Annotated in this window: 20 protein-coding genes and 1 riboswitch; of the genes, 14 read left to right on the forward strand and 6 right to left on the reverse strand. The window is 54.1% G+C overall.

What is annotated here, in order from left to right; translation table 11 throughout:
- Positions 1-80 precede the first annotated feature (80 nt).
- On the forward strand, positions 81-1265 hold the full coding sequence (locus tag HW115_RS14675; RefSeq protein WP_178933696.1) for a phosphoglycerate kinase: 1185 nt from the start codon (positions 81-83) through the stop codon (positions 1263-1265).
- 72 nt (positions 1266-1337) lie between these two features.
- Entirely contained in the window at positions 1338-2108 is a 771-nt protein-coding gene (tpiA, locus tag HW115_RS14680; protein WP_178933697.1) for a triose-phosphate isomerase, read from the forward strand.
- Positions 2109-2309: 201 nt separating this feature from the next.
- Here the strand turns inward: tpiA and HW115_RS14685 are convergent, their stop codons facing one another.
- Positions 2310-3167, reverse strand: a complete 858-nt coding sequence (locus HW115_RS14685) for a tetratricopeptide repeat protein (protein WP_178933698.1) — start codon at positions 3165-3167, stop codon at positions 2310-2312.
- A gap of 104 nt (positions 3168-3271) precedes the next feature.
- On the opposite strand from HW115_RS14685, the gene HW115_RS14690 reads away from it, so the two are divergent.
- The 3 genes from HW115_RS14690 to HW115_RS14700 all read left to right on the forward strand — a co-directional run bounded on the left by HW115_RS14690 (position 3272) and on the right by HW115_RS14700 (position 5366).
- Entirely contained in the window at positions 3272-4582 is a 1311-nt protein-coding gene (locus HW115_RS14690; RefSeq protein ID WP_178933699.1) for a DEAD/DEAH box helicase, read from the forward strand.
- Between the two features lie 57 nt (positions 4583-4639).
- Positions 4640-4942, forward strand: coding sequence for a hypothetical protein (locus HW115_RS14695; RefSeq protein WP_178933700.1), 303 nt, complete (start codon positions 4640-4642; stop codon positions 4940-4942).
- A 70-nt stretch (positions 4943-5012) separates the two neighbouring features.
- On the forward strand, positions 5013-5366 hold the full coding sequence (locus HW115_RS14700) for a rhodanese-like domain-containing protein (RefSeq protein WP_227021547.1): 354 nt from the start codon (positions 5013-5015) through the stop codon (positions 5364-5366).
- 610 nt (positions 5367-5976) lie between these two features.
- Here HW115_RS14700 and HW115_RS14705 read toward each other — a convergent pair.
- Positions 5977-7947, reverse strand: a complete 1971-nt coding sequence (locus tag HW115_RS14705; RefSeq protein ID WP_178933701.1) for an ABC-F family ATP-binding cassette domain-containing protein — start codon at positions 7945-7947, stop codon at positions 5977-5979.
- A gap of 147 nt (positions 7948-8094) precedes the next feature.
- On the opposite strand from HW115_RS14705, the gene HW115_RS14710 reads away from it, so the two are divergent.
- The 3 genes from HW115_RS14710 to HW115_RS14720 are packed head-to-tail and all read left to right on the forward strand — an operon-like array spanning position 8095 to position 13544.
- The gene (locus HW115_RS14710; RefSeq protein WP_227021548.1) at positions 8095-11868 is read left to right on the forward strand and encodes a lamin tail domain-containing protein; all 3774 of its coding nucleotides are present in this window, start codon (positions 8095-8097) and stop codon (positions 11866-11868) included.
- A 38-nt stretch (positions 11869-11906) separates the two neighbouring features.
- On the forward strand, positions 11907-12752 hold the full coding sequence (gene nadC, locus HW115_RS14715; protein WP_178933703.1) for a carboxylating nicotinate-nucleotide diphosphorylase: 846 nt from the start codon (positions 11907-11909) through the stop codon (positions 12750-12752).
- 60 nt (positions 12753-12812) lie between these two features.
- A complete protein-coding gene (locus HW115_RS14720; RefSeq protein ID WP_178933704.1) occupies positions 12813-13544 on the forward strand; it encodes a PDZ domain-containing protein in 732 nt (243 codons plus the stop codon).
- Here HW115_RS14720 and HW115_RS14725 read toward each other — a convergent pair.
- From HW115_RS14725 to HW115_RS14735, 3 genes are read right to left on the reverse strand one after another with little or no spacing between them, the layout of a single operon-like run.
- A complete protein-coding gene (locus HW115_RS14725; RefSeq protein ID WP_178933705.1) occupies positions 13504-14268 on the reverse strand; it encodes a hypothetical protein in 765 nt (254 codons plus the stop codon). The genes HW115_RS14720 and HW115_RS14725 overlap by 41 nt on opposite strands.
- A gap of 12 nt (positions 14269-14280) precedes the next feature.
- Positions 14281-15348, reverse strand: coding sequence for a type IV pilus twitching motility protein PilT (locus HW115_RS14730; RefSeq protein ID WP_178933706.1), 1068 nt, complete (start codon positions 15346-15348; stop codon positions 14281-14283).
- A gap of 33 nt (positions 15349-15381) precedes the next feature.
- On the reverse strand, positions 15382-16434 hold the full coding sequence (locus tag HW115_RS14735) for a type IV pilus twitching motility protein PilT (protein WP_178933707.1): 1053 nt from the start codon (positions 16432-16434) through the stop codon (positions 15382-15384).
- Between the two features lie 178 nt (positions 16435-16612).
- Positions 16613-16779: riboswitch (cobalamin riboswitch) on the forward strand.
- A gap of 37 nt (positions 16780-16816) precedes the next feature.
- Here HW115_RS14735 and HW115_RS14740 point away from each other — a divergent pair.
- The 5 genes from HW115_RS14740 to HW115_RS14760 all read left to right on the forward strand — a co-directional run bounded on the left by HW115_RS14740 (position 16817) and on the right by HW115_RS14760 (position 22748).
- A complete protein-coding gene (locus HW115_RS14740) occupies positions 16817-18793 on the forward strand; it encodes a TonB-dependent receptor (RefSeq protein ID WP_178933708.1) in 1977 nt (658 codons plus the stop codon).
- A gap of 263 nt (positions 18794-19056) precedes the next feature.
- Positions 19057-19869, forward strand: coding sequence for an ABC transporter substrate-binding protein (locus tag HW115_RS14745; protein ID WP_178933709.1), 813 nt, complete (start codon positions 19057-19059; stop codon positions 19867-19869).
- Between the two features lie 36 nt (positions 19870-19905).
- Positions 19906-20850 (forward strand): ABC transporter substrate-binding protein, encoded by a 945-nt coding sequence (locus HW115_RS14750; RefSeq protein ID WP_178933710.1) that lies wholly within the window; start codon positions 19906-19908, stop codon positions 20848-20850.
- A 99-nt stretch (positions 20851-20949) separates the two neighbouring features.
- Positions 20950-21747 (forward strand): ABC transporter ATP-binding protein, encoded by a 798-nt coding sequence (locus HW115_RS14755; protein WP_178933711.1) that lies wholly within the window; start codon positions 20950-20952, stop codon positions 21745-21747.
- Positions 21747-22748 carry a FecCD family ABC transporter permease gene (locus HW115_RS14760; RefSeq protein ID WP_178933712.1) on the forward strand — a complete coding sequence of 334 codons (1002 nt, stop codon included), beginning with the start codon at positions 21747-21749 and terminating at the stop codon, positions 22746-22748. Before HW115_RS14755 ends, HW115_RS14760 begins: the two co-directional genes overlap by 1 nt.
- Here HW115_RS14760 and HW115_RS14765 read toward each other — a convergent pair whose 3' ends face one another.
- Positions 22749-23648 (reverse strand): DMT family transporter, encoded by a 900-nt coding sequence (locus HW115_RS14765; protein WP_178933713.1) that lies wholly within the window; start codon positions 23646-23648, stop codon positions 22749-22751. It lies immediately after the preceding gene.
- A 173-nt stretch (positions 23649-23821) separates the two neighbouring features.
- Between HW115_RS14765 and HW115_RS14770 the strand changes: the two genes are divergently transcribed.
- Positions 23822-25234 carry an MATE family efflux transporter gene (locus HW115_RS14770; protein WP_178933714.1) on the forward strand — a complete coding sequence of 471 codons (1413 nt, stop codon included), beginning with the start codon at positions 23822-23824 and terminating at the stop codon, positions 25232-25234.
- The last annotated feature ends 29 nt before the right edge of the window (positions 25235-25263 follow it).

Genomic DNA, 25263 nt, shown 5'->3' on the forward strand with positions numbered 1-25263 from the left:
ATTTACCCAAGGCGGAGGAGGGCAACTTCCTCTGCCTTTTTTCTTCCCTTTCTTTTCAATCCCTCTAACTGCAAATTGTTATGTCTAAATTAAGTATTCGAGACCTCGACGTCAGCGGCAAGTCTGTCCTGATGCGTGTCGACTTTAACGTTCCTTTGAACGATGCCGGTGAAATCACCGACGACACCCGTATTGTGGCAGCTCTCCCATCCATCAAACATCTTCTGGACGGAGGCGCCAAGCTTTCCCTTTGTTCCCACCTCGGTCGCCCCAAGGGTGAGCCCGACCCCAAATTCTCTCTTCGCCCGGCTGCCGTGCGTCTCGGTGAACTTCTGGGTAAGGAGGTTGCTTTTGCAGACGACTGCGTGGCCGCTGCCGACCAACGTGCCGCATTGGCCGAGGGTGATGTTATTTTGTTGGAAAACACCCGCTTTCATGTCGGTGAGAAAAAGAACGACCCTGAGTTTGCCAAGGCATTGACTGGCGACGCCGAGGTTTTTGTTAACGACGCCTTTGGGACTGCCCACCGTGCGCACGGATCCACTGAGGGCGTGACCCATTATGTGTCTCAGAGTGCGATGGGGTTCTTGATCGAGCGTGAGCTTGAGTTCCTTTGCGAAAAGCTTGAGTCTCCCGAGTCGCCCTTCCTGGTGATCATGGGTGGAGCCAAGGTGAGTGACAAGATTGAAGTCATCACCGCGCTGCTCGAGAAGGCGGACACCTTTATTATCGGTGGAGCCATGGCCTACACCTTCAGCAAGGCCCAAGGTTATGACGTTGGTAGCTCGCTTGTCGAAGAAGACAAACTGGACCTTGCACTTGATATTCTTCGCCTCGCCAAAGAGAAAAACACACGCTTCCTTTTGCCGGTTGACCACTGCGTCTCCCAGGAGTTCAAGGATGGGGTGGAAACCAGAAACGTTACCGTCGAGGATGGAATCGAAGACGGATGGATGGGCCTCGATATCGGCTCGGCATCGATCGAGACCTTCGTGGCAGAGGCACTGAATGCCAAGACCATCGTCTGGAATGGACCGATGGGTGTGTTCGAAATGGCATCATACGAAGCCGGAACCAAGTCGTTGGCACTGGCCGTCGCCAAGAGTGACGCCCTGTCGATTGTTGGCGGTGGTGACTCGGTGACCGCTGTGAAGAAATACGGCCTCGGTGAGGACGTTTCCTTTATTTCCACAGGTGGCGGAGCATCGCTCGAGCTGCTTGAAGGCAAGGAGCTGCCCGGTGTGGCCGCCCTGAGCGAATCTTAAGTCGATTGAGCGCCTCTCGCGGGAGGCGCCAGTCCGAATCAATAACCAACCATTAACCAACCATTATTTATTATGCGTAAACCAATCATTGCTGCTAACTGGAAAATGAACATTGGCCCGAAAGAGGCCGAGGACTTCATTTCCTCCTTCACTGCCGGACTCGGCAGTTTGTCCGACCAAGCTGACATCGTCATCGCGCCTCCTTTTGTAACCATTCCCGCCGCAGTAGCTGCCCTGCCAGCGAACTCCGGAGTGTCTGTGTCCTCGCAGAACGTGTCCGAGCAGGACAACGGAGCATTCACAGGTGAAATCAGCACCATGATGCTCAAGGAGCTGTTTGTCCGCTACGTGATCATCGGTCACAGCGAGCGCCGCACGCTCTACGGTGAGACCAATGCCATCATCAACGCCAAAATCAAGAAGGCCATTGCGGCTAACCTGAAACCGATTTTCTGTATCGGGGAAACGCTCGAAGAGCGCGACGGAGGAAAACTTGAAGAAGTGCTTCGCTCCCAGATCACTGAAGGACTCGAAGGCATCAGTGCTGACGACGCAAAGGGGATCGTGATTGCCTACGAACCCGTCTGGGCGATCGGAACCGGTCGTGTTGCCACATCCGAGCAGGCACAGGATGCTCACGCATTCTGCCGCTCCGTGGTGGCTGACGTTTGCGGTGACGAAGTGGCTCAAGCTGTGCGTATTCAATACGGTGGCAGCATGAAGGCAGACAATGCCGGCGAACTTCTGGCCCAGCCGGACATCGACGGTGGTCTTGTCGGAGGAGCCAGCCTTCAAGCCCAGAGCTTCCTCGATCTGATCAGCGCCGCTGTTGGTGCCAAGTAAGATCTTTACGATCTATTTTAATGATTTATCAAAGAGGTCCGGTGAGTGTTCGCCGGGCCTCTTTTTTGTTGGTTCACACGCACGTATGACTCATGTAAACAAGTGGAATGGGATAAGATTCTGACCATGAGTGATTAGGATCAGCTTGCTGAATCATGTGACATGGATCAAACATCGCAGCCTGCTCAGCACTCCATAGAATTAGAATAGAGACTCGTCGAGTTTTTCAAGCAAGCGCTCTGCTTTTTTACGGGTTGAGAGCGACTTCGGGCACTGGGTGATGATTTGGTAGAGCCACTTGCGGGCGTGGGTTACGCCATTGTCGCTGACCTGTCCCGAGGCGTGGAGTTTAGCGAGTTCGAGCATCACCCACGGGGCGGATTTCTGGCCACGCCGGAGCAGGATTTCGTAGTGGTCCTTTGCTTTGTGCGGGTTGTAGGCTGTGGTTCCGCGGGTGTTGTAGATTTCGGCCAAGGCTTCGTGGCAGGAAACTCCGTGCTGCTGGGCTTTGAGGTAATAGGGCAGTGCTTGTGCCGGGTCATGAAGATGTTTATGGAGTAAGTCGGCGAGCTGCTCTGGAGCGGACGGCTCTCCGGCATCGAGAGCTTTGATAAACCAGTTTTTTGCTTCTTGGAGGTTTTTGCTCACCCCCTTGCCATCGCGGTGGGCGAAGCCGATACAGAGCATCGCATAGGCGTCACCTTGTTTGGCTGCCTGGGTGAGCCACTGGCGTGATTGTTCCTGGTCTTCCGGGTGTTGGGACTGGCGCAGGCGGTTCCCCATTTTGGTGATTGCCTGGGTGTGGCCGGCGTCGGCGGCTTTTTGGTACCAGTGGTTTGCCTGGGAAATGTTTTTTTCAAAGAAGGTGGAGGCGTGGCCGAGGGCATACCAGACTTCGGGATCTTCCTCGTTGGCCACTTGTTTCAGGGCGCTGATACACTCTCTGATCTCGCGGTTGAGCTTTCGCCGGGTTTGGGCGTGTTCATCGCGGTCGGCGATCTGGCAAGCATCCACTTGCTGCTGGAACAGAGAGAAATAAGTATCGGGCAGCTTGGACATGACGGTGGTCTGAGGAGGTCATAACATGCCTCTGAAGCTCGTGCAAGTGGTGGAATGCGGGAAAAAACTTGCAGTTTCCGGGATCCCGCCTACTTGATCTCCGTATGTCATTTACCACTCTCGGACTCCAGGCACGTATTCTTCAAGCGGTTGACGATGCGGGATATCAGGAAGCCACGCCGATCCAGGCCAAGACTATTCCTGTGATTATGCAGGGGAAGGATCTGATTGGCCTGGCCCAGACCGGAACGGGGAAAACGGCGGCTTTTACTCTGCCCCTTTTGTCCGAACTCTGCCAACAGAGTCACGATGAGGCCGTGCGGGCAAGCCGGGTGCTGATTGTTGCCCCGACCCGTGAGTTGGTTGCCCAGATCAACCAGAGTATCCGGACCTATGGAAAATACACCAACCTGAGGACGGTCATGGTGACCGGCGGCGCCAGTGAACGCCACCAAATCGAAAAACTTGCCAGTGGGGCGGATGTTGTGATTGCTACACCGGGACGTTTACTGGCCTTGATGGAGGCTGGTCATGCCAGCTTTGGCAAGCTCACCCACCTGGTGCTTGATGAAGCTGACCGGATGTTGGATATGGGATTTTTCCCGGATATCTATGAGATTGTCAGCCGCCTTCCGAAACGACGCCAGAGTCTTTTGTTTTCAGCGACCTTTCCTCATCAGGTGGAAAAGCTGTCGAAGGAGATTCTTCGCTCACCCATGACGATTGAGATTGGGAACCGTAGTAACCCGGCCGATACCGTGAAACAGGAGCTTTATCCGGTGGAGCAGCATTTAAAAACCGACTTGTTGGTCAGCTTGCTGGAGGATCATCAATTGTTTTCGGTGATTGCATTTGTCCGGACCAAGGAGGCGGTGGACACCTTGACCAAGGATCTCAAGGCCGAAGGAATCTCAGCCGAAGCGATTCATGGGGAGCGTTCCCAAAACCACCGCTACCGAACCCTGAGGGACTTTAAGGCAAGTAAGATTCGTGTGTTGGTCGCGACGGATATTGCCGCCAGAGGGCTCGATATCCCGGATGTCACCCACGTGGTCAATTATGATTTTCCGGAGCAAAGCGATGACTACATCCACCGGATCGGGCGCACCGGTCGGGCCGGTTCCGAGGGAAATGCCATTACGTTCCTGACCTCGGCCAACGGTGAAAAACTCCGCAAGTTGGAGCGCCAGATTGGACGGACTTTGCCGAAAAAGTATCGGGAGGGGTTCAACTACAAGGTCCCGGCTCCGGATGATGAGGACGAAAGACGCCCGTATCATCAGCCGAAACCCAAACGTCACTCGGCTGACCGCTACGAGCGATCGGCAAGGGCCAAGGCAAAAAAGACAGCGGGTAAAAAAACTTCCGGAAGAGGGAAGTCAGGACCGGGAGGTCAGCGAAAAAAGCGTCGCTAGCCCAAACTAGGGCTTGTATGCCTTGATCGGCTTGGCGCATGCTGCTTGGACAAAATCATGCAGCTACTCATTACGTACGTCGATCAGTTGGAGGCCGAAGCCGCGGAAAAAAAGATCACCGGCAAAAAGCGCCTTGCCAGTGACCGGGATGACAACGAGGTGATCTACCGCTTGTTTGGAGATCCCACCTGGGGGAATTTTTATCAGCTGGGCATGTATGCATTGCCTGAACTGAAAGAGATTGTGGACCGGCGAAAAGCCGGGCTGGAGTATGACGCCGACAGGCACCGTGCGATTCTTGACGGCCTTGGTTTTGTGCAGAGCACCTACGGATTGAAGGTTCCCGATCATTGGCTATAGCCTGCCGGCTGGGCGTGATTGTTGGTTTTCAGTGGAGGAATGTCGATTTGGTGCTTTATTGTGGGTTGTTATGAAACTGAACCCATCCCCCTGTTTATCCACCTGCTCCATGGGAGCCATGGTGGCCCTATTGGTTTCGCCTCTGGCTCTGGCCCAAGATAAAGCCGAAGCACCTGCCAAAAGCCAAGCCGAGGAAAAGTCGACACCGAACAAGCCGAGCTTTCAATCCGTGACGGTGGAAGAGCTCCAGTCCGCAGTGAAAGCGGGCAAGGTGGCCGTGATCGATGTCAATGGAGTGAAGTCCTATAATAAGGGACATGTGCCTGGCGCGATTCACTTTGCTACGGAAAAAGAGAAACTCGCCGAAAAACTACCAGAGGACAAGAGCACCCTAGTGGTCACCTATTGTAGTGGCCCTCAATGATCTGCTTGGAAACGGGCTGCGGTCGCAGCCAAGAAGTTGGGATACACCCAAGTGAAGTATCTTGAGGCCGGTATTCAGGGGTGGAGAAAAGCAGAGGCCGAGACGGAAACGGGGGATTTGCCCGTGCCTGAAAATAAGAAAAAATAGCAGCCGAAGCCGAATGGACAGGCGCTGCCTGCCATTGGCCCATCGACAGGGTTATACCATTCTCCCAGTTAAATGGGCTGAATGGTTTGAGTTTAAGGTGATGAGTCAGTCAGCAAGCTGAATGGCAAGGGGGCACTGAATCTTATAGATTTTATACCACTCCGCAAAACAGACGAGACGATTGATCGTTGTTGAGGTATGTGGAAAAGCACTGCGTGATCCATGAGAATTCCGGATGAATGACTCCTTTGGCTTTGTTTCTCCTTAGTCATGGTGCCCGCACCATTCCTTCGTCGCGCCTTACCAAAGAACTCATTCATCTCGGCTATCGTCCCGTCTGTTTTACTACTTGGTTTTACCGTTGCTGCGCGTCGGTTGCATAGCCCGCTATGCGCCTTCCTTGTGCCTAGTTAAAATCGAAAACTTTCAGTGCCATTCAGCCAATTTAACTGATCAAATGGTATTACTCGCCGAGTTCTTCGCTGACCTGTTCAATCTTGGTATTGAGCTGGTCCCAGCGGGTGTAGGCATGTTCGAGTTTTTCTCCGAGCGCCTGGTAGGCGTGGGACGCCTGTTGGAGTTTTTCGGCATCGGCCGCGACTTCGGGCTCTGACATATGCTGGGTGAGGGCAGCCTGGGCCGCTTCAAACTCAGAGATGTTTTCTTCAGTTGTTTCGAGTTCTTTCTGAAGGGGACCGAGGATTTCCTTCCGTTTGCGGCGTTGTTCGGCTTCGAGTTTCCGTTGTTGCTTACGGTTGCCCGATGCCGCGGCTCCTGCGGTCTGGGTGTTGGGTGCGGTTTTATTTTTCACCGCTTCCGCTTGTTTTTCCTCTTCGCATTTCTCGAGGTAATAGGAAATGTTGCCGGCATACATCCGAGGGGGGCGCCCTTGGCGGAACTCGAGGGTTTTCGTGACGATGGAATCGAGGAAGGATCGGTTGTGGGAGACGATTAAAAACGAGCCCGGGTAATCTTTGAGCGCATTTTGCAGAACCTCCTGAGATTGGATGTCAAGGTGGTTGGTCGGTTCGTCCAGGATCAGGAAATTGGCCGGGCGAACCAGCATGCAGACGAGGGCAACCCGGGAGCGTTCTCCTCCGGAAAGCACGCCGATGCGCTTGAAGACGTCATCGCCACGGAAGAGGAAACACCCCAGCAGGTTCCGGGCATGTGGCGCCATCTCCCGGGAGGCTGCCCGCTCCACGCAGTCGAGCACCGTCAGGGTGGCGTCGAGTTCGTCGGCGTGGTTCTGGGAGAAAAACGAGACGGCGGCTTTGTGGCCCAGAGTGTAGGTTCCGGCATCGGGTGCTTCCTGTCCGGTGATGAGTCGGCAGAAGGTTGATTTGCCGGCACCGTTGGGGCCAACGATGGCGATGTGTTCGCCGCGGGTGATTTCGAAATTGAAGTCCTTGAAGATCGAGATGTTGCCGTAGGCTTTATCCGCACGTTCCAGCATGGCCACGCTGTGGCCGGAGGCCGGGGGCTCGGGAAAGCGGAAGTTCATCACGGAGTCGTCATCTTCGATGGTGATGAGTTCGATTTTTTCGAGCTGTTTGATTCGGCTTTGAACTTGTTTTGCCTTGGTGGCTTTGGACCGGAAGCGGTCGATAAACTCCTGGGTTTGTTTGATTTCGCGTTGCTGAGCTTTGTATTGCTTGACCAGGATTTCTTTACGCAGTGCGGACTCCTTCATGTAGAACGAGTAATTGCCGGCGTATTCCTCCGCCCGGCCGTGGTGGAAGGCGATGGTCCGGGTGGTGAGCATGTCGAGCAGTGCCAGATCGTGGGAAATGATCAGGATGGCACCGGGGTAGTTGACCAGGTAGTTCTCCATCCACTTCTGGGAATCGATGTCGAGGTGGTTCGTGGGTTCGTCCAGGAGCAGAACTTCTGGCTGTTGCAGTAGGAGTTTGGTGAGTGCGATACGCATTTGCCATCCTCCTGAGAACTCACCGCAGTCGCGGGTGAAGTCGCTCCGTTTGAATCCAAGGCCGGCGAGCACGGATTCTATTTTCGGTTTAATTCTGCCGGGGTCGGCGTCGTGGAGTTTGAGTTCCAGGTCGCCGATTTCATGCAGCAGGTCGGAATACGGAGCGGAGCGGGGGTCGAGTTGTTTAAGTTGCTCGGAGAGTTCGTCGATGTCCTGTTGCAGGGACTGGGTTTCGGCGAAGGCGGATTCAACCTCATCCCAGAGGCTGATGCCTTTGATGTGGATGCCTTCCTGGGGAAGGTAGCCGATCTGGCAATGCTTTGGTTTGACGATTTGGCCACCACTGGGTTCGATGATGTTGGCGATACACTTCATCAGGGTGGATTTGCCTGCGCCGTTGTGGCCAGCAAAGGCGATACGCTCCTTGGTCAGGACGGTAAATGACAGATCCTTAAAAAGCACCCTGGCACCGTATTCGACGTGGAGATTTTGAATGGCAAGCATCGCGCCGTGGTTTCTGCCAGAATTCCCGTGATGCACAAGGATTTTTAGCGCGCTCTACCGCGCTGGGGGTGGGATTGGAGCTTGCTCGATAGCAGGTAGCGTGTAGGTTTTTTCGTCAGGCATTCGGTGATGGCGGTATTCTCCTTAATGATGAGCAGGTTTTTAGTCTTGGTGGTGGCATGGATGGTTTGCTGGATTCTTCCAGTGGCTATCGCTGCGGGTGATCCTGTGATCTCGGAGTTTTTGGCATCCAATGACAGTGAATATGCGGATGAAGACGGAGAGTTTTCCGATTGGATTGAAATCCACAACCCGGGAAGTCTGGCGGTCAACTTGGCCGGATGGCATCTGACGGATGCTGACGACGATCTTGAGAAGTGGACGTTTCCGAGCGTGAGTGTTCCCGCCGGCGGCTACCTGGTGGTTTTTGCCTCGGGCAAGGACCGGGCGGTCACGGGAAGTGAACTCCATACAAATTTCAAGCTCAGCAGTGATGGCGAGTATCTGTCCTTGGTCAAACCGGACGGCGTATCAAAAACTTCGGAATTTGACCCCTTTCCGGCACAAAGTGAGGACATCAGCTATGGATTGTTCAATCGCTCGGTTCTGGTGGCCTCACAATCGGCGGTTCAATTTACCACCGAGACCCCGACGGTCGATCTTCAGGGGAAGGACTGGACGGCCTATGACTTCGATGACGAAACCTGGTCCGAGGGCATGGCGGGATTGGGTTATGACCGCAGTGGGGATTATGCGCAATGGATCAATAGCTGGCTGGCAGATGGCACGGTATCGGTATGGTCAAGGCAATCCTTTGAGCTCCCGGATGCCTCTGCGGTTTCCGGTATGATTCTGCGCTTGCGTTATGATGATGCAGTCGAGGTGTTTTTGAATGGAACCGAAGTGCTCTCTTCCACCCAGGCGGGGGATGCCACCGGCTTTGTTGATTTCGACCTCGCGGGGTATGAATCGGCATTGCGGAATGGAACCAATGTGCTGGCAATTCAACTGAACAATAGCAATGCTTCGAGCTCTGACCTGCTGCTGGATGCCGAGCTGTCCGTGAACACGGCGGCCGACGCCTCGGCGTATACCTATCTAAGTGACCCCTCTCCGGCTCGGGCGAATGATGGCGGGGTGATCAACCCGGGCCCGATTGTTTCAGGGGTCACGGAAAATCCACCTCAACCTGGTGAGGCTGACGATGTCCTGGTCACCGCTTACGTGCAACCCAGGGAGGCGGCGGTCGCATCGGTCACGCTGCGGTATCGCGTGAACTATTCGGCTGAGCTTGAGGTAGCGATGCGGGATGACGGGTTGGGTGGCGATGTTAGCGCCGGAGATGGACTGTATACGGCGATTCTCCCGGCTTCTGCTGCTTCCGCTGGTGAAATGTTGCGCTGGACGGTGGTGGCGGAGGACACCGGTGGGCTTGCCTCCAGGATGCCAATGCAGGCGGATACTTCGGGAGACAGCCAGTCGCCGGGGTATTACGGAACCGTGGTGGCCGACCCTTCACTCGGGCAAGACCTTGAGCTCATGCATTGGTTTACCCAGAATGTGACCAACGCACACAATCGGACCGGAGCCCGTGCATCGGTCTATTACGGTGGGAAGTTTTACGATAACATCTATGTGCGGGAGCGTGGGGGCTATACCAATACCTCATCGCAGAAATTTGACTTCAACAAGGGCTATCCATTGTATGTGAATGAGACGATGCCATCTGTCGGGGAGGTGAATATGAATGCCAATGGTTCCGACCCGTCGTATCTGCGGCAGCCACTCGGGTTCCAATATCATCAGCAGGCCGGCAACCCGGCGTGTGAATCTTTCCAGGTTCACATGCGCGTGAATGGTAGTTTTGACCGGGTCGGCACCTTGATTGAACAGGTGGATGAAGATTTTCTGGACCGCTATGGCTATGACAGCGACGGAGGGGACCTTTATAAGCTGGTGCAGCGCAGCAATCTCAATCCTTCCTTTGATGATGTAACCACAGGGGTCGAAAAAAAGACCGGGGACAAAGATGATTTTTCATCGCTTCAGGCATTGGTCGATGATCTGAAACTGGCGAGCTCGGATCAGCGGATCGACCGCTTTTATGATAATCTGGATATCCCTGAATTTATCAATTACATGGCGATTCGGGCGATCCAGCAACAAGCGGATGATGTGCGGAAAAATTTTTATGTCTTCAAGGATGTTGATGGGGACGGGCGCTGGAGGATTTTCCCCTGGGACCTTGATTACACCTGGGACATCGTCGGTGGGCACGGTGAAACCAGAGTGGATCATCCGTTTTTCGGGATTCAGGCACAACCGACAGCTGACGGGGCCAACCAGTGGAACCGCTTGTATGATGTCGCCTTTGAGGATGAGACGATGCAGCGCCTGATGTTGCGGCGTTTGCGCACCTTGATGGACCAGCATTTGATGGCGACGTCTACCGGCAGTTGGTTTGATCAGACGATTGATGCTTTGTTTGAGCCGATGAGTTCCTTGCCCGGGCCCTCGAACACCTACCGTGTCCGCCTGCGCGATACCGAGTTGCCGGAGCGGCGGAGCGAGTTGTTTAATGACTTCACGCAGGCGATCCCGGGAATGAATGTGGTGATACCGGATAGTCAGTCGGGGACCCCGGATGTGGTGATTGACGAGGTGGATTTCAGTCCTGCAAGCCACGATCAGGATCAGGAGTATATCCGCCTATGGAATCGAGAATCAAGCGAGGTGGATATCAGTGGCTGGTCGATCAGCCATGGGGTGGAATTTGTTTTTCCAGCAGGCACGGTGATCCCCCGAAACGGCTACCTTTATGTGTCGCCCAAATTGAAGAAATTCGCGAGTCGCTCGGTATCACCCAAGGCCGGTGAACGTTGTCTGGTGACCGGTCCGTATGCCGGGCACCTTTCGAGCTTTGGTGAAGAGCTTGTTTTGAGTGATGCCGCCGCAGGGGAGGTGCAAAGGTTCACCTATCAAGGTGCTCCCTCCTTGGCTCAGCAGTATCTCCTTCTCACCGAGCTTCATTACGCTCCGGGGGTGAATCCGGATGCTGAGTTTATCGAGTTGTGGAACTCGTCATCAAGCGAGACCATCGACCTGACCGGTGTGCATTTCACCGCGGGGGTTGATTTTGATTTTACGACTGCAGACATCACCACCTTGGAGCCTGGGCAACGCTTGTTAGTGGTTAAAGATAGTCTGGCTTTTGCCTCGATCTATGGCGATTACTTCAATGCGCGCATTGCGGGAGAGTTTGCCAATGGCACCTCATTGAATAACGGGGGGGAGAGACTTAAGCTTGAGGATGCCACGAATTCGACCATCTTTGAGTTCCGCTACGATAACCAAAGCCCGTGGCCGGATGCCGGAGGTTCGTCGTTGAGCTATGATCATGGTTTTGGTCTGGGACCAGCCCAAGTGACTGATTATTCCGATCCTTCGAATTGGGTGGTGACGCCGGGTGAAGAGGGCTCCCCGCTAGGCTACGGCCCCTTGTTCGATAGCTGGCTGGCGGCACGTGGACAATCGGACCCACTGGAGGAAGATGGCGGCTGGAGTGCCTTGATGAGTTATGCTTTGGGGCGTGATTTACTCGGGGGGGAGGCTGTGTATCGTGTTGCGGTGGAGTCGCTGACCGATGACGGCTCCGGAGGGTTTGAAGTGGTTGTTGGCGGGGCATCAGAGGAAGCGGATCGCTATCTGACGATGGAAATTTCGGCGAGATCATGTTTTGATATGGATTTGGATATTGAGGTTTCGAGCAATATGGAGGATTGGCAGAGTGCGGCGGACCTTGAAATCCTTGAGCAGTATGAATCGGACCATGGCGTGTGGGTCTATAAATACCGGGTTGGCGGAGCACTTGGGCCTGGTGAAAAACGATTTGCGAGATTGGCAGCGCAGAAGAAGGAATGAGGGTTGTCAATTCGGTGGTCGCGGTTCAAGATCAGGACATGGACGCAGTGACGAACCAGTTGATCGATTTGGCCTTGCAGGAGGATATTGGCACCGGGGATGTGACCTCGAAGTACTTTGTCCCTGAGGATAAACAAACGGAATCCTCTATTTATGCCAAGGCGGACGGCGTGGTCGCTGGCTTGGATGTAGCCAAAGAGGTGTTTTCCCGGATTGATGCATCCTTGAATGTGGTGGTCTTGAAGCAAGATGGTGATCCGATTGCCTACGGTGACCACGTGTTGGAAATATCTGGCTCTGCACGCTCCATCTTGACGGCTGAACGAACCGCTCTGAATTTTTTGCAGCGCTTGTCCGGCATCGCGAGCCAAACCGCGGAGTATGTGCGCATGGTCGAGGGGACGGTGGCCAGAGTTCTGGATACACGCAAGACGACCCCAGGGTGGAGAGCGATAGAGAAAGCTGCTGTTGTCGCAGGTGGTGGAAGCAATCACCGCATGGGTTTGTATGACCGGGCGATGGTGAAAGATAATCATCTGGTGGCAGAGAATAAACTGGAGGCTTTGCAGGATGCGATTGACCGGCTGAAGCAAGACCAGCCGGATGTGGAAGTTGAATTGGAAGCGGACACGCTGGATCAGGTGAAGGGGTTTTTGTCTCTCGATGGTGTGGATCATCTTTTGCTTGATAACATGAGCAACGAGCAGATGAAGCTGGCGGTTGCCATGCGAGATGCCGCGGATCGGAAGCCATTGTTGGAAGCCAGTGGGGGGGTGAATCTCGAGACCATGGCGGGCATTGCCCGGACAGGGGTGGATTTTATTTCTGTTGGCGCGCTTACGCACTCGGCGGTGGCTCTGGATTTGTCTTTGGAGTTTCAATAAGATCCATATCGGTGCTTCTGGAGTGTTGCATTCCCGGAGAGCTGAGGTAGCTTGGCCGCCATGATGATGAAGTTGTCTGTGTTCCGTTTGGTGCTGCTTGCCTTGATGAGCTGGGGAGCGGTGCATGCTGCCGAGGATACTCCAAAGAATGCGCCCAAGGATGCGCTCAAGGTGTCGGCGGAGGTTTTGAATCAAATGGCCTCGGATCAATTTGAGCAGCGGGAACAAGCCTACGGCGAGCTCAAATCGTGGGCTGCAAAACACCGTCAGCAAGCACCCGAAATCCTTTACCAAGTGTGGAAGGGGGTGGATAACCCTGAGGTAAAAGCCCGCTGTCATGCGCTGATGAAGCAGTCGGCGATCCAACGGAAATTTGGCAAGGGGAAAGGTTTTGTCGGGATCATGATGGACCCGGTCGGGCAGGTTGCGATTCGGGTGTTACAGGTGCTGCCTAACACTCCTGCCCAGAAGGCAGGGCTTCAGCCAGGAGATGTGATTGTCGGTATCGATGCCTTGGATTTTTCAGAGCTGAAGGAGAAAAAGGCGAGCTTCGATGCCCGGGATACGTTTCAAGCTTATGTGTCAGGAAAACAGCCGGACGATGTGGTGACCCTTCACCTTGAGAGAGGGGGGGCGAAGCTAGACAAACAGGTCACGCTGATGAAGCGTCCGGCATCTGCCGATCGCGGGATTTTTGGGCAAGGTCAGGACCGGGCGAAGCTGGAAGCCGAGGCCTTTTTCAAGCAGTGGTTCATGGGGATGGAGAACGCTCCTTCGAAAGAGAAGAACTAGGGGCGGCTTCCGGCTGGATGGGGGGGAGCTTGTTTTGTCTCGCCTCGAAGTGTTCCATCACTTTTTTGTAGTCTTTGTGTTCGATCAGGCTGGCTTCTGCCAGTGACTGCAACAATTGCTTGGCTCTGGCTTTGGCGAAGTGGGTGTCTGTATCAGTGGCCTTCTCGTCTCGTGGTGGACTGATGACGAGGTTGGGCAGCAGTTTTTCAACTCCGGGCAGGATGCTGGCATCGATGATATTTCGGATGACGGCGGTTTCGTTGGCTGACGGGCCTTTGGTGATGGTTGGGAGTTCGCCTGCAGCAAGTGAGTCGAGGTTGATGTCGTCGTCGAAAATACCAAGCTTATGGCAGTGGTCGTAGTTGCTCAGCAGTGTGTCGCGGATGAGTTTTTCCCGGATGGGGACCGATCCACTTTCTTCGTCCGCAAAGAAGCCTTTTTCTTTTTGCATGACTTTGTCTAATACCTCATTGGGTGTCAGCCCCAACAAGGAAGCCTGGTGGATTTCAGACATCGCTTTAAGCAGGTTTTGTTGGGCGGATTCGGCATAAAATTGCTCATAGGCTGCGGACTCGCTGGCATGGTTGCTGAGCTCGATGACAAGTTGCCGTTGTTTCTGGTACTTTCGGCAGCTTTTGATGCCAAAGAGGGCGACGGCAATGACGACGACAAGAAGGACGCCTTGTTTGATGTATTCGCTGGCTGGTAGGTTGGCGTTAAACATGGATGTGGATCGTTATTTTTTGTTGGTAGGTTCGAAGCGCTTGCGGTCCCGGCAATTGAAAATCGCTTCTTGTTGCGTGATTTGATTGGCTGCGAGCAGTTGGGCGAGGCATTCGTCGATGGTGTGCATACCTTCGGCCTGACCAATTTCCATCAAACCGACAACCTGTTCGATTTTTCGTTCCCGGATGCAGGTGCGTAGCCCGTGGTTCATTCTGAGAACTTCAGAAGCAAGCACGCGCCCCTGGCCGTTGGCTGTCGGGATCAGCCGTTGGGAGACGATGGCTTCACAAACGTTGGCGAGTTGGGCGACGATTTGTTGTTGCTGATCCGGAGGGAACACATCGACAAGTCGGTCGATACTCTGAGGGGCGTCCACGGTGTGGAGGGTAGCGATGACAAGGTGGCCGGTTTCGGCGGCGGTGAGCGCGATCCGGATGGTTTCGAGATCCCGGAGCTCGGAGACAACGATGACATCGGGGTCTTGTCTCAAGGATTGGCGCAGCGCTTTGGGAAACGACTTGGTATCGCTGCCAACCTCCCGTTGTTTGACCAGGCAGGACATGTGAGGGTAGACAAACTCGATCGGGTCTTCGATGGTGATAATCACTCCGGAGCGGGTTTCAGAGACGCGTTTGATCATCGATGCCATGGTCGTGGATTTGCCTGAGCCGGTGATGCCGGTGACCAGCACCAAGCCTCTGCGCAGCTGGCAAATATGCTCGATGATCGGGTAGTGGCCGAGTTCGGCCAGATTCGGGATCTCGGTGGGGATGTAGCGGAATGATGCCTCGACATGCCCCCGGGTGAAGTGGGCGTTGCCACGGAAACGGCCGATGTCATCCACCTGGATGGCGAAGTCGAGCTCCCAGTCTTGTTCGAGTTCGGCCCGTTGCGACTCGGTGAGGGTGTCCATGATCAGGGACTTGGTGACCTCGTCATTGAGACAGAAGGTTTCCAGAGGTTTGAGCACACCATCGATTCGGGCTGCGGGTGGAGCTCCACTGGATAGGTGTAAATCGGAACCTCCGTATTCGACGGTGATCCTGAGGTAATCGGTGACGCTTTTAACTTCGCTCATGATGGCTGCTTCGTGATCAGGTGTGGTGATTTGTTAGGAGATGCCTCGCAGAAAACGGTCGAAGTCCTGGGCGTTCGGTGACGCCTTGCGCGCGACTTCCGCAGAAATAAACCCTTGTTCGCTTGCCGCTACGAGGTAACGCACGAAGGAACAATTGGCGGCATTATCCCCGCGGTTCATGTGGTCGGAGATTTCGGCCAGATTGGCTTCTTCGATCCATTTGCGCGTGCCTGCTTCGTTTTGCAGGTGCTCAATCGCAAGAAAAAGACCCTCCTCGCTGCGGGGTAGAAGTTGTTGGGATAGGATGCCTGTTAGATGTTGGGAGAGAAGCTTGAGTAATCCGCTCCGTTCTTCGGCTGGGAACAGGTTGGATAAGCGCTCCAGACTGTCTGTTACACCGGAGCTATGCAAGGTGGCGACGACCAGGTGGCCGGTTTCTGCGGCCTGCAAACAAACTTTGGCTGTTTCTTCATCACGAATTTCACCGACGAAGATGATGTCCGGACTTTGTCTCATGGATGCACGCAATGCGGAACCAAACGATGGGGTGTCGGCGTGTAGTTCTCGTTGGGAAAAGTAGCTGTGTTGATTGGCAAACAGATATTCGATCGGGTCTTCGATGGTGACAATGTGTTTGGTCAAGTGATGGTTGACCCATTGGAGAGCGGAAGCGACGGTGGTGGATTTTCCCGATCCGGTTGGGCCGGTGACGAGAATGAATCCGGCGTTTTGGTTGAACCATTGGGTGATGAGGTTTTCCGGGAGTCCGAGTTCGGTCAGGCTCGGGATTTCATTTTTGATCGGGCGTAGTACGGCGGCGAGCAGCCCGAGTGAACGGTAGAGGTTAACGCGTAGGCGTTTGCCTTCGGGGATCACGTGGCTGATGTCTTTTTCCGTGGTTGTTTCGGGGTCTGCATGGCAGCTTCGCCAGAAGGTTTCCATGGTTTCCCGCGGGACTGCTGGGTGGTCGAGCGGGGTGATGACATTGTCCAAGCGGATCCTGGGGACTTCCCCCTCAGAGAGGAACAGGTCGGTGGCCCCGGATTCAAATGCCTTTTCGGCAAGTCGGTCGATGAGTGCGTGCATGGATCTTCACCAACTAAAGCGATTCTAGCGGACGCCTGCAAGGATGAAGGGCGAAATTGTGCAATGAGGGCAGTCATGCAGAATCGCTCTTAACCTGTGCGTATTGTGATTGTTTCAGCAATCGGCTTGCTATTTCAATCTTGCTCCCTAGTTTCGCGCCGTCGGCCATCTGCTGAAGGTGGCTCGACTCTTCCAGGGATGCCCGTGGCACGGGCAGGAAATAGATGGGAAATTCGGTGACTTTGAGCAATCAAGGGATTCCGAAGCGGTTCCGCCACTGTGAATTGTCTCGTATCGAGTATACGAGGGAAAAGTCAGAAAACCAGCCTTGGGAAGATGGATCCAGCGCCTGCGTGAAACAGGCAACGAACCACCATTCCAAATGAACAGAAAATGCGCACTCTTGAAGAGTGCAGAAATGACGGGCCTGCGCGGATTTGCAGCGGGCAGTGTATTGTTGGCGAGTTTCGGCGTGTCTGCCGCTCAGGATGTCCAACAAAGTCAAGACCGGGCAGAAGCCGAGGTGAAATCGAAGCCGAAGGAAGAGTTTTTGGCTCCTACCACTGTGATGGCCAACCGGGTTGAAACCGAATTGGCCAAAGTGGGGAACTCGGTGACGGTGCTCGATGTGGGCTTGTTGGAAACCCAGGGAGTCCGAAATCTTGACGAGGCTCTGAAATTTGTGCCAGGTGTTGTCTCCGATTCGGTGGGCGGCCAGAGAGGTTCTACCTCTGACGTTTATTTCCGGGGAACCCGGACCGCTCATGCGCACGTCGTCGTTGATGGTATGCGCATTAGCGATGCGAATACCTCTGCTGTTGGGATTAAACAATTTCTTGGAAATAACAATCTGGGTGGCTTGTCTAACGTAGAGGTATTACGTGGGCCTCAAGGGGCACTCTACGGTGGTGACTCCATTGGAGGGGTCATCGGTATCTACTCAGAAAAGGGAGAAGGACCTTATCACGGCGATCTGTTTGTTGAAGGTGGATCGTTCAACTCGTGGAATTCCATTCTTAGCATGCAGGGGTCCGAGGGAGACTTTTCGTATTCCTTGGGGCTTGGCTACGAAACCACAGAGAATGATCTGGATCATAATGATTTTGATTCATTTTCTTATGCCTTGCGCTTGGACTATGTCGTCAACCCTTGCCTGAATGTTGGCCTGACCTGGCGAGGTGCCGATTCTACCTATCAAGGGCCTCAAGTCGGACGGTATTATTCGGGTCCGGATGAAACGGATTTGACCTATAACTTGGGCACTTTGTTTGCCGAGTATGAAGTGAATGATCAATGGGTCAGCAAGTTGACCTTGGGTGTTTACGATCAAGATTCCGAATTTGAGAGTCTTGCCCCCAACCCCAATGGTCCGGTTGTGCCGTATCTCAATGATGAAGACATCACCAAATACGCTGCTTACTGGGATAACACCGTGAAGTGGAATGACCAACACACCACGGTAGCCGGCCTCGTTTACGAAGATTCCGATTTTTCCTACGCGAACAGTTTTGGGTCGGCGGATGATCGCACCCGGACCCAGTATGGATTGTATGTGAATCATATTTGGGATGTGACTGAACAATTCAACGTCAGCGGTGGTGCCCGGTGGGAGAACTACGACGATGATGGCAAAAATGGATACGATGACGATGTGGTCACCTGGCGTGTTGCTTCTGCTTACACGGTGTCTCAAACCGACTCGATCGTTCGAGCCAGTGTTGGGCATGGTTTCCGCCTTCCTGCATTCACTGAGATGTATGGATATGGGGCAGGATTCTACAGTGAGCTTGACCCCGAGGAGTCACTTGGTTGGGACTTTGGAGTGGAGCAGCCGTTTTGTGATGGTCAGTATAAGATCGGAGTGACTTACTTTGGTAATCGAATCGAGGATGCTATTACCAGTGTTCCTCCTGTTTATGATAACAATTGGAATTTGATTCAACCCGGTAGTTATGAAAATGCAGATGGCGTGACCGAAACCAGTGGTATCGAAGCTTCGGCTGAGGCTCATTTTCTTGATCAACGATTGAGTGTTTATCTGAGTTACACCTGGCTGGACCGGGCTCTGGTGGATATTCCTGAGAACTCCCTGGGGCTTCGCCTGCATGGGCGGATCAGTGATCAACTCAATGCCGGGGTGACGGCAAGCTATCTGGATTCCCGCAGTTACGGTGGTAATACGATGGATTCCTACACCCTGATCAACCTGTATGGCAATTATGAGGTAAATGAGAACCTGGCCTTTAATGCCCGCGTTGAGAACCTGTTCGACGAACATTACGAATACTACAACGGATACGGGAGTGTTTACCCCGGACGCGGAATCGGTTTCTTCGGTGGCATTACCCTCAGCTGGTAATGGCCCCAATTTGAATCTCTGGTTGAGATTCCTCCCAGGCATGAGCATGGTTTGATGCCTGGGAGTATGGAGAGATCATTCGAGTGGTTCCGGGTGATCTCTTCCCAACGTAGGACAAGTTTGCAACTTGTAAGGAATGCTAGGCCGACTTCCAGAAATCAGATCAATCCAGCCTATTTCGATTCTCTCGTGAGCCAACACCATTCTCTGATGGATCACAAAGCCTGTCGACAAGTTACAAACTTGTCCTACTATCAAAAAATATGAAGAAGAAAGTGCACGTTGAATTACTCGATTATTCATTTGAATTGTCGGGAGCACCACAGCGCGTGGTTAGTCTGGTGTCATCGGCGAGTGAAGCCATGGACCGGATGGGCATGATCGATCGAGTGGTCGGTGTGTCTGAATATTGTGAGCGTTACATTCCGGATCTGAACGCCCCGGTTGTGGGCCAGTACTTGAACTGTGATTTGGAACAGTTGAAGGCACTTCAGCCCGACCTGATCCTGATCACCTCCGGGATTCAGTTGAAGTTAGGCCGGAAGTTGGCGAAAGAGGGGCTGCCAGTCTATGTGCTTCCCTTGCCTCATAGCTTCTTCGGGATGCTCGAGAATAATCGAATTCTCGGCGGGGTCTTGGATGAGTTGGAAAAATCGAGGATTTTGTCGGCTGAGATGTTGGCACAGGCGCAGCGCTTGCAAGCGGCGAATCGAGGGACTCGTCCGAAAATCTACGTGGAGCTTTGGCTGGGAAGGCATATGCGTGCTGTCGGAGGTATGACCTTTATCCAGGATTTGGTCGAGATGGCGGGAGGGGACTTACTTTTTGGGAATCGGGCCGAAGGATATTTCACCCCTGATTTTGAAGAAGTGGCCCGGATGCGGCCGGATATTCATTTGTTTTTCCATGAACCTGAATATTTGGTGGATCCAGCGGCCTTGGTCGCGGAGCGAGGGTGGAACGCATCCACTCCGGTGATTGTGTCCACCGTGGATTGTGGGCGAAATATGATTCAGGAAGGGCCCAGTTTTTTACAAACCGTCGAGTGGCTGCAAAAAGAGATAGTTGCTTGTTAGCGTATCCTTGGTATTCAATGGCCATTCGCGACTGCCATGAATCATTCCCCCGTCAGAACCAAACCAAGTGCAGGTGCCATAATGGTGTCCGCCTTGGTGGTATTGATGTTTGTTGGTAGTTACTGGGCGAGGCTTTGTTTGGCTCCCGCGGTGAGCCAATCGGAGGCTGCTGAAACGGCAAGTGTCTCATCCTCCGATCCGCAGCGACTTGTTGGATTGGCTCCGAGCACGGTGGAGGTTCTTTATGAGTTGGGCTTGGGTGAGCGCGTGGTGGGAGTATCTCGCTACTGTACCTACCCGCCGGAGGCCATGGAGAAGCCTAAGATCGCGGGCTTTGTCGATGTGGATTTTGAACGATTGGTCACCTTGCAGCCCGATTGCGTGGTGATGGTGGATAGCCAACACAGTCTCCAAGGGAAATTTGATCAGTTGGGGATACGCACAATCAGTGCCGAGCATGCGAGTGTGGACGGCATTATTCAGTCGTTCCGAAAAATTGGCAAAGCCTGCGGCAAGGGGCCGGAGGCAATGGCGAAGGCCGACCGCATGCAGGAGCACGTCGATCGCATTCGCAATCGATATGCTGACAAGGAGCATCCACGGGTCTTGGTTTGCATTGAGCGAGATCCGGATTCGCCACGGCCCGACAGGGTGATCGCAGCAGGGAGTGGTGGATTTCACCGGGAATTGATCGAAATTGCCGGTGGAGTGAACGCCTATCAGGGGGACATCGCCTATCCGGTTTTGTCACGGGAGAAGCTCTTGCATTTGAATCCGGATGTGATCATTGATCTGGTTCGGGATGAAACCTATGAAAAATACAAGGAGCGCCAGTTGTTGAAGCAGTGGTATGCCTTTGGTGAGTTGAATGCGGTGAAAAATCGACGGGTTGTGATCATTGCCGGTAATCAGCATTTGATTCCAGGGCCTAGGTTTTTGAAGACCTTGGATGCCATGGCAGAGGCCATCCATCCGAATTAAGACAAATTTGAAGACTTTTGATAGACTGAACAACAAATAGGAATGAAGTAGAGAGAAAGAACTGATTCTGCCGACAGCTTGCAAACCTGTCCCACGATTATGACGAGCCCAATCATTAAGACCAACAACCTGTCGCTCAGCATCGGGAAATCCCGACTGCTCAAAGACGTGTCGTTTTCGGTGGGTAAAGGTGAGCGGGTGGCGATCGTTGGAGCCAATGGCGCGGGGAAGACGACCTTGCTGAAGTGTTTGCTAGGCTTGCTAAAACCAGAGCGGGGTGAGATGGAAATTGATGGCCGCGGTATGCCTGGCTATTCACGACTCGAGTTGGCTCGCAAGCTTGCGTATGTTCCCCAGTTGCTTGAAGCGAGTGTGCCTTTTACGGTTCTGGACTTTGTGATGATGGGCCGGTATGCCCACGAAGGGGGGATGGGGCAGGGCGATCAGGAAGGCTTGCGCATCGCGATGGATGCCTTGCAGCAGATCGGAATGGAATCCTTTGCCCGGCGAACTTTATCCACGTTAAGTGGTGGGGAACGCCAAAAAGCGTGTATTGCCGCGGCCCTGGCCCAGCAGGCCCCCGTGCTGGTTCTCGATGAACCGTCGGCGCATCTCGACCCACGCCAGCGTGAGGAGATCCACCATATTTTATGTGAAATCGGGAGGAGACAAGGCGTGACGGTGCTGGCCGTGACGCACGACTTGAACTGGGCGGCGATGGATTACGACCGCATGTTGGGCATGTCTGATGGCAGGGTGGTGTTTGACGGCACCCCTGCTGCGTTTATGACTCCGGAGAACCTGCGCTTGGTGTTTGGGGTGGACTTTTCCCTTCATCCTCACCCGGTGACTGGAGATCCGATTGTGATCCCGGCGGCTAGAAAGGAGAGCGTTTGATGTTGCTACGTTCCCAGAAGGTGATTGCCGCGGTGTTGCTACTCTTGGTGGCTGCCACTTTGATGGGGGCTCCCTGGGTGGGTAGTCATTCCTTGGATAGTTCGGTGTTGTCGAAACCGGGGAGCTCTGACCTTGATGCCATTATTTTTTGGCAAATCCGGGTGCCTCGGGTCTTGCTTTCTTTTTTAGCTGGAGTCGGGCTTTCCTTAGGAGGTGTGGTTTTTCAAGCGATGTTTCGTAACCCGCTGGCGACTCCTTTTACCCTGGGGGTTGCAGGTGGGGCATCGTTCGGGGTGGCGCTATGGGTGCATCTGGGGATTAGTTTTTCGTTGCTCGGGGTCTCGGGTGTTTCATTGGCTGCTTTGTTGGGAGCCATGTTATCGATCGTTCTGTTGTATGGTATTGCCAAGGCCTCGGGAAAACTATCACCGATGACGATGTTGCTCGGCGGGGTGGCGATCAGCTTCTTTTTCTCCAGTCTGATTATGCTGCTGCAGTATCTGATGGATGCTGGCAACTCCTTCCGGGTGATTCACTGGCTGATGGGAGACATGGGTCGGGCGGATGCCGACTCGGTGCTGCAGGTGTTTCCCTTTGTTGGTAGTGGTGCCTTGATTGCGATGGTGTTGCGCCGGGAGTTGAATTTGTTGACGGTGAGTGATGATCTGGCTGCGAGCCGCGGGGTGAATGTCGAGCAAGTTCGGGTGGTCTTATTTTTTGCTGTGTCGCTGATGGTGGCCGGGATTATCACCGTGTGTGGCCCGATCGGTTTTGTCGGCATTATGGCCCCGCATATCTGTCGATTGATCGTAGGGGCCAATCATCGGATTCTGGTTCCTTGTGCTGCCTTGTTCGGAGGGGTGTTCCTTACCCTCTGTGATACGGTGGCGCGCAGTGTGACGGACTCGGCAGAGATTCCTGTGGGCGTGGTGACGGCTTTACTTGGTGGACCGTTTTTCCTTTGGCTGCTGTTCCGGAATGGTGAGCGTCGACAGCTCTAACTACTTGTTGAGCGGAAGTTCACCTGCGCCGCTTTCCGGCGTTTTTTTGCCAATAAAGACGTGCAGGATGTTGGCCGCGATGATGCAGAGTGCTCCGAAGTAAAACATCGGATTGAGTTCGTGGTATTCCTGGAACAGCAAGGCGGCCAGTAGAATCCCGTAGACCGGCTCGAAATTGACCGCCAGATTGGTGGTGAAGGCGGTGAAATAGCGGAGCAAGTGGATATGAAAGGAAAAGGCCCAGACGGTGCATACGCCTGATAGGATCAGTAACCAGAGCCAGTCGCTGGAGCTTGGCATCTGGCTGATCCTCAGATCACCGATGCAGAGCACCGCAATCAGGCAGGTGCCGCAGGCGGAAATAAGCTCGTAGAGGGTGATGGTTTGTGGTGCTTGCCCTGCGAGCGTGAGTTTTCGGTTGAGGACCGGAAAGAGGGAGGCAAGAAATGCGGAGACGAGCGCGCAGCCGAGTCCTGCGGCGTGGTCCCATGAAGCTCCAGCTACCATCGCCAGCCCGGGGACAATCATGAGTCCCAGAAGGATTTCTTTCCAGCATGGCTTACGTCGGTCGAGAAGTGGTTCGCTCAGAGCGGTAAAAAGCGAGGTGCTTGCCATGCCGGCCAGGCAGACGGAGATGTTCGCCAGTTGGATACTACCAAAAAAGGTCATCCAGTGCAGCCCCAGGATGATGCCGACGCCGCAGGCACTGAGCATCTTTTTACGAGGCATGGTCAAGGGGGCTCGGCGGGAGGCGGCCAGCCAGATGAACATGATGATGGCCGCCAGAGCGGTCCTCCAGAGAACCAACAAGGGAGCGGGTAGGGTGATCAGCCGACCCAGGATGGCGGTGAAGGCGAGAATCAGGACCAGAAACTGGAGTTGGAAATAGCGCGATGACATATGCGTCGGAGCCGCTATTGTAAGGTCAGAACCTCTGCCACGGCGATGGAAAAATCACCCGTAGCCTTATCCTGATCCGAAGTATGCGCTGGAGAATGAGCTTAGATCGACGAGAAACGGACTTAGCAAGTGAGGTGAAATCCTTAGTGACTTACTCTTGATTGTTGATGATCATGGGGTATCAGAAGAGGGTGAACAGAGGGGAAGGTAAGGCAGCGACTGGACAAGGTCCGGCTTTTGGCTCGTTTTGGGTAGAGGCCAGAGCGACCATTTTGTTAGCCTTGCCCTTGATTGCCGGGCAAGTGGGGCAAATGTTGATGGGGGTGGCCGACACGGTGATGATTGGTCGTGTTGGTGTGGTGCCCTTGGCCGCCTCGACCTTTGCCAACACTTTACTGATGGTTCCTTTTCTCTTTGGTGTCGGCTTGCTCACTTCGGTGTCGATCCGGGTAGCCCAGGGGCGTGGAGCGAAGCAGCATGATGACGTTAAACATGCCTTGCGGCATGGCACGTGGCTGGCTGCTGGTTATGGCTTGCTGGTGGTGGTCTTGATCCTCGCAACCATACCTTTTCTCGATCGTTTTGGCCAACCCGGCCAGGTGGTTGAGGAGGTTCCCCGGTACTTGCTGTTGGCTGCGATCTCATTGGTGCCCGCCATGATATCGATGGGGTGGAAAAACTACGGGGATGCCTTGAACCGGCCCTGGGTGCCATTTGGGATTTTACTGTCCGGAGTTGCCTTGAATGTGCTACTCAACTGGATTTTTATTTATGGAAATCTAGGTTCTCCCGCGCTTGGCCTTGAAGGTGCGGGCTGGGCGACCTTGCTTGCCAGAACGGCGGTGGTTGGGGCTCTCTACCTATGGTTGATGCGATCGCCGGCGGTGGTGGAATGGGCTCCCAAACGATGGTGGGGACGGTGGAAACAAGGGGAGTTCTCGACCTTGTTGAAACTGGGGGTTCCCATCGGTTTGCAGTTGTTAGCCGAGGTGGGGTCGTTTGCTGCGGCTTCCTTGATGATGGGAAGTTTGGGGGTGATTGCCCTGGCTGCTCACCAGGTCGCGCTGACCTGTGCCTCGGTGTCGTTTATGGTGCCTTTGGGGGTGGCCATGGCGATCACGGTTCGCATGGGTGAGGCCTCTGCCGGAACCTCGGGATGGGAACGGCGTGTTCGCCTGCGTCGTATTTTGTTAGGAGGTTGGGCGTATGGTTTGCTTTTCACCGGGGTGTCGATGACGGTCTTTATCTTGTTTGGTCGCTGGTTGGCCGGGCAGATTGTGATGGAGCCTGAGGTGATTGAGCTGGCCACCGGCTTATTGGTGATTGCCGGGGTGTTTCAGATGGTTGATGGGTCCCAGGTGATTTCCTCATCTGCTTTACGGGGCATGGGGGATGTGGTGGTTCCCGCCTGGTTGGGGATCTTTGCCTATTGGGGGGTAGCGGTCCCCTTGAGTGCTTATCTGGCATTTGGAGCGGGACTGGGTGCCCACGGTATTTGGTGGGGGCTGGCATTCGGTCTGGGAACCGCGGCCCTGCTATTGGGCGCGCGGGTCTGGCGGACGACGGGACGGACCATGGAAAGTTGAGTGTAATAATTGATCGGCTCGTGCCGTAT

The sequence above is a fragment of the Oceaniferula marina genome, from assembly GCF_013391475.1.
Lineage (GTDB): Bacteria > Verrucomicrobiota > Verrucomicrobiia > Verrucomicrobiales > Akkermansiaceae > Oceaniferula > Oceaniferula marina.

Excerpts from the sequence above, each read along its gene's own strand:
- nadC (WP_178933703.1), top strand. The coding sequence starts at position 11,907 with ATGGACGCAGTGACGAACCAGTTGATCGATTTGGCCTTGCAGGAGGAT.
- HW115_RS14705 (WP_178933701.1), bottom strand. The coding sequence starts at position 7,947 with ATGCTTGCCATTCAAAATCTCCACGTCGAATACGGTGCCAGGGTGCTT.
- HW115_RS14695 (WP_178933700.1), top strand. The coding sequence starts at position 4,640 with ATGCAGCTACTCATTACGTACGTCGATCAGTTGGAGGCCGAAGCCGCG.
- HW115_RS14720 (WP_178933704.1), top strand. The coding sequence starts at position 12,813 with ATGATGATGAAGTTGTCTGTGTTCCGTTTGGTGCTGCTTGCCTTGATG.
- HW115_RS14750 (WP_178933710.1), top strand. The coding sequence starts at position 19,906 with ATGAATCATTCCCCCGTCAGAACCAAACCAAGTGCAGGTGCCATAATG.
- HW115_RS14740 (WP_178933708.1), top strand. The coding sequence starts at position 16,817 with ATGAACAGAAAATGCGCACTCTTGAAGAGTGCAGAAATGACGGGCCTG.
- HW115_RS14745 (WP_178933709.1), top strand. The coding sequence starts at position 19,057 with ATGAAGAAGAAAGTGCACGTTGAATTACTCGATTATTCATTTGAATTG.
- HW115_RS14675 (WP_178933696.1), top strand. The coding sequence starts at position 81 with ATGTCTAAATTAAGTATTCGAGACCTCGACGTCAGCGGCAAGTCTGTC.
- HW115_RS14725 (WP_178933705.1), bottom strand. The coding sequence starts at position 14,268 with ATGTTTAACGCCAACCTACCAGCCAGCGAATACATCAAACAAGGCGTC.
- tpiA (WP_178933697.1), top strand. The coding sequence starts at position 1,338 with ATGCGTAAACCAATCATTGCTGCTAACTGGAAAATGAACATTGGCCCG.
- HW115_RS14735 (WP_178933707.1), bottom strand. The coding sequence starts at position 16,434 with ATGCACGCACTCATCGACCGACTTGCCGAAAAGGCATTTGAATCCGGG.
- HW115_RS14770 (WP_178933714.1), top strand. The coding sequence starts at position 23,822 with ATGGGGTATCAGAAGAGGGTGAACAGAGGGGAAGGTAAGGCAGCGACT.
- HW115_RS14700 (WP_227021547.1), top strand. The coding sequence starts at position 5,013 with ATGAAACTGAACCCATCCCCCTGTTTATCCACCTGCTCCATGGGAGCC.
- HW115_RS14685 (WP_178933698.1), bottom strand. The coding sequence starts at position 3,167 with ATGTCCAAGCTGCCCGATACTTATTTCTCTCTGTTCCAGCAGCAAGTG.
- HW115_RS14730 (WP_178933706.1), bottom strand. The coding sequence starts at position 15,348 with ATGAGCGAAGTTAAAAGCGTCACCGATTACCTCAGGATCACCGTCGAA.
- HW115_RS14690 (WP_178933699.1), top strand. The coding sequence starts at position 3,272 with ATGTCATTTACCACTCTCGGACTCCAGGCACGTATTCTTCAAGCGGTT.
- HW115_RS14710 (WP_227021548.1), top strand. The coding sequence starts at position 8,095 with ATGATGAGCAGGTTTTTAGTCTTGGTGGTGGCATGGATGGTTTGCTGG.
- HW115_RS14760 (WP_178933712.1), top strand. The coding sequence starts at position 21,747 with ATGTTGCTACGTTCCCAGAAGGTGATTGCCGCGGTGTTGCTACTCTTG.
- HW115_RS14765 (WP_178933713.1), bottom strand. The coding sequence starts at position 23,648 with ATGTCATCGCGCTATTTCCAACTCCAGTTTCTGGTCCTGATTCTCGCC.
- HW115_RS14755 (WP_178933711.1), top strand. The coding sequence starts at position 20,950 with ATGACGAGCCCAATCATTAAGACCAACAACCTGTCGCTCAGCATCGGG.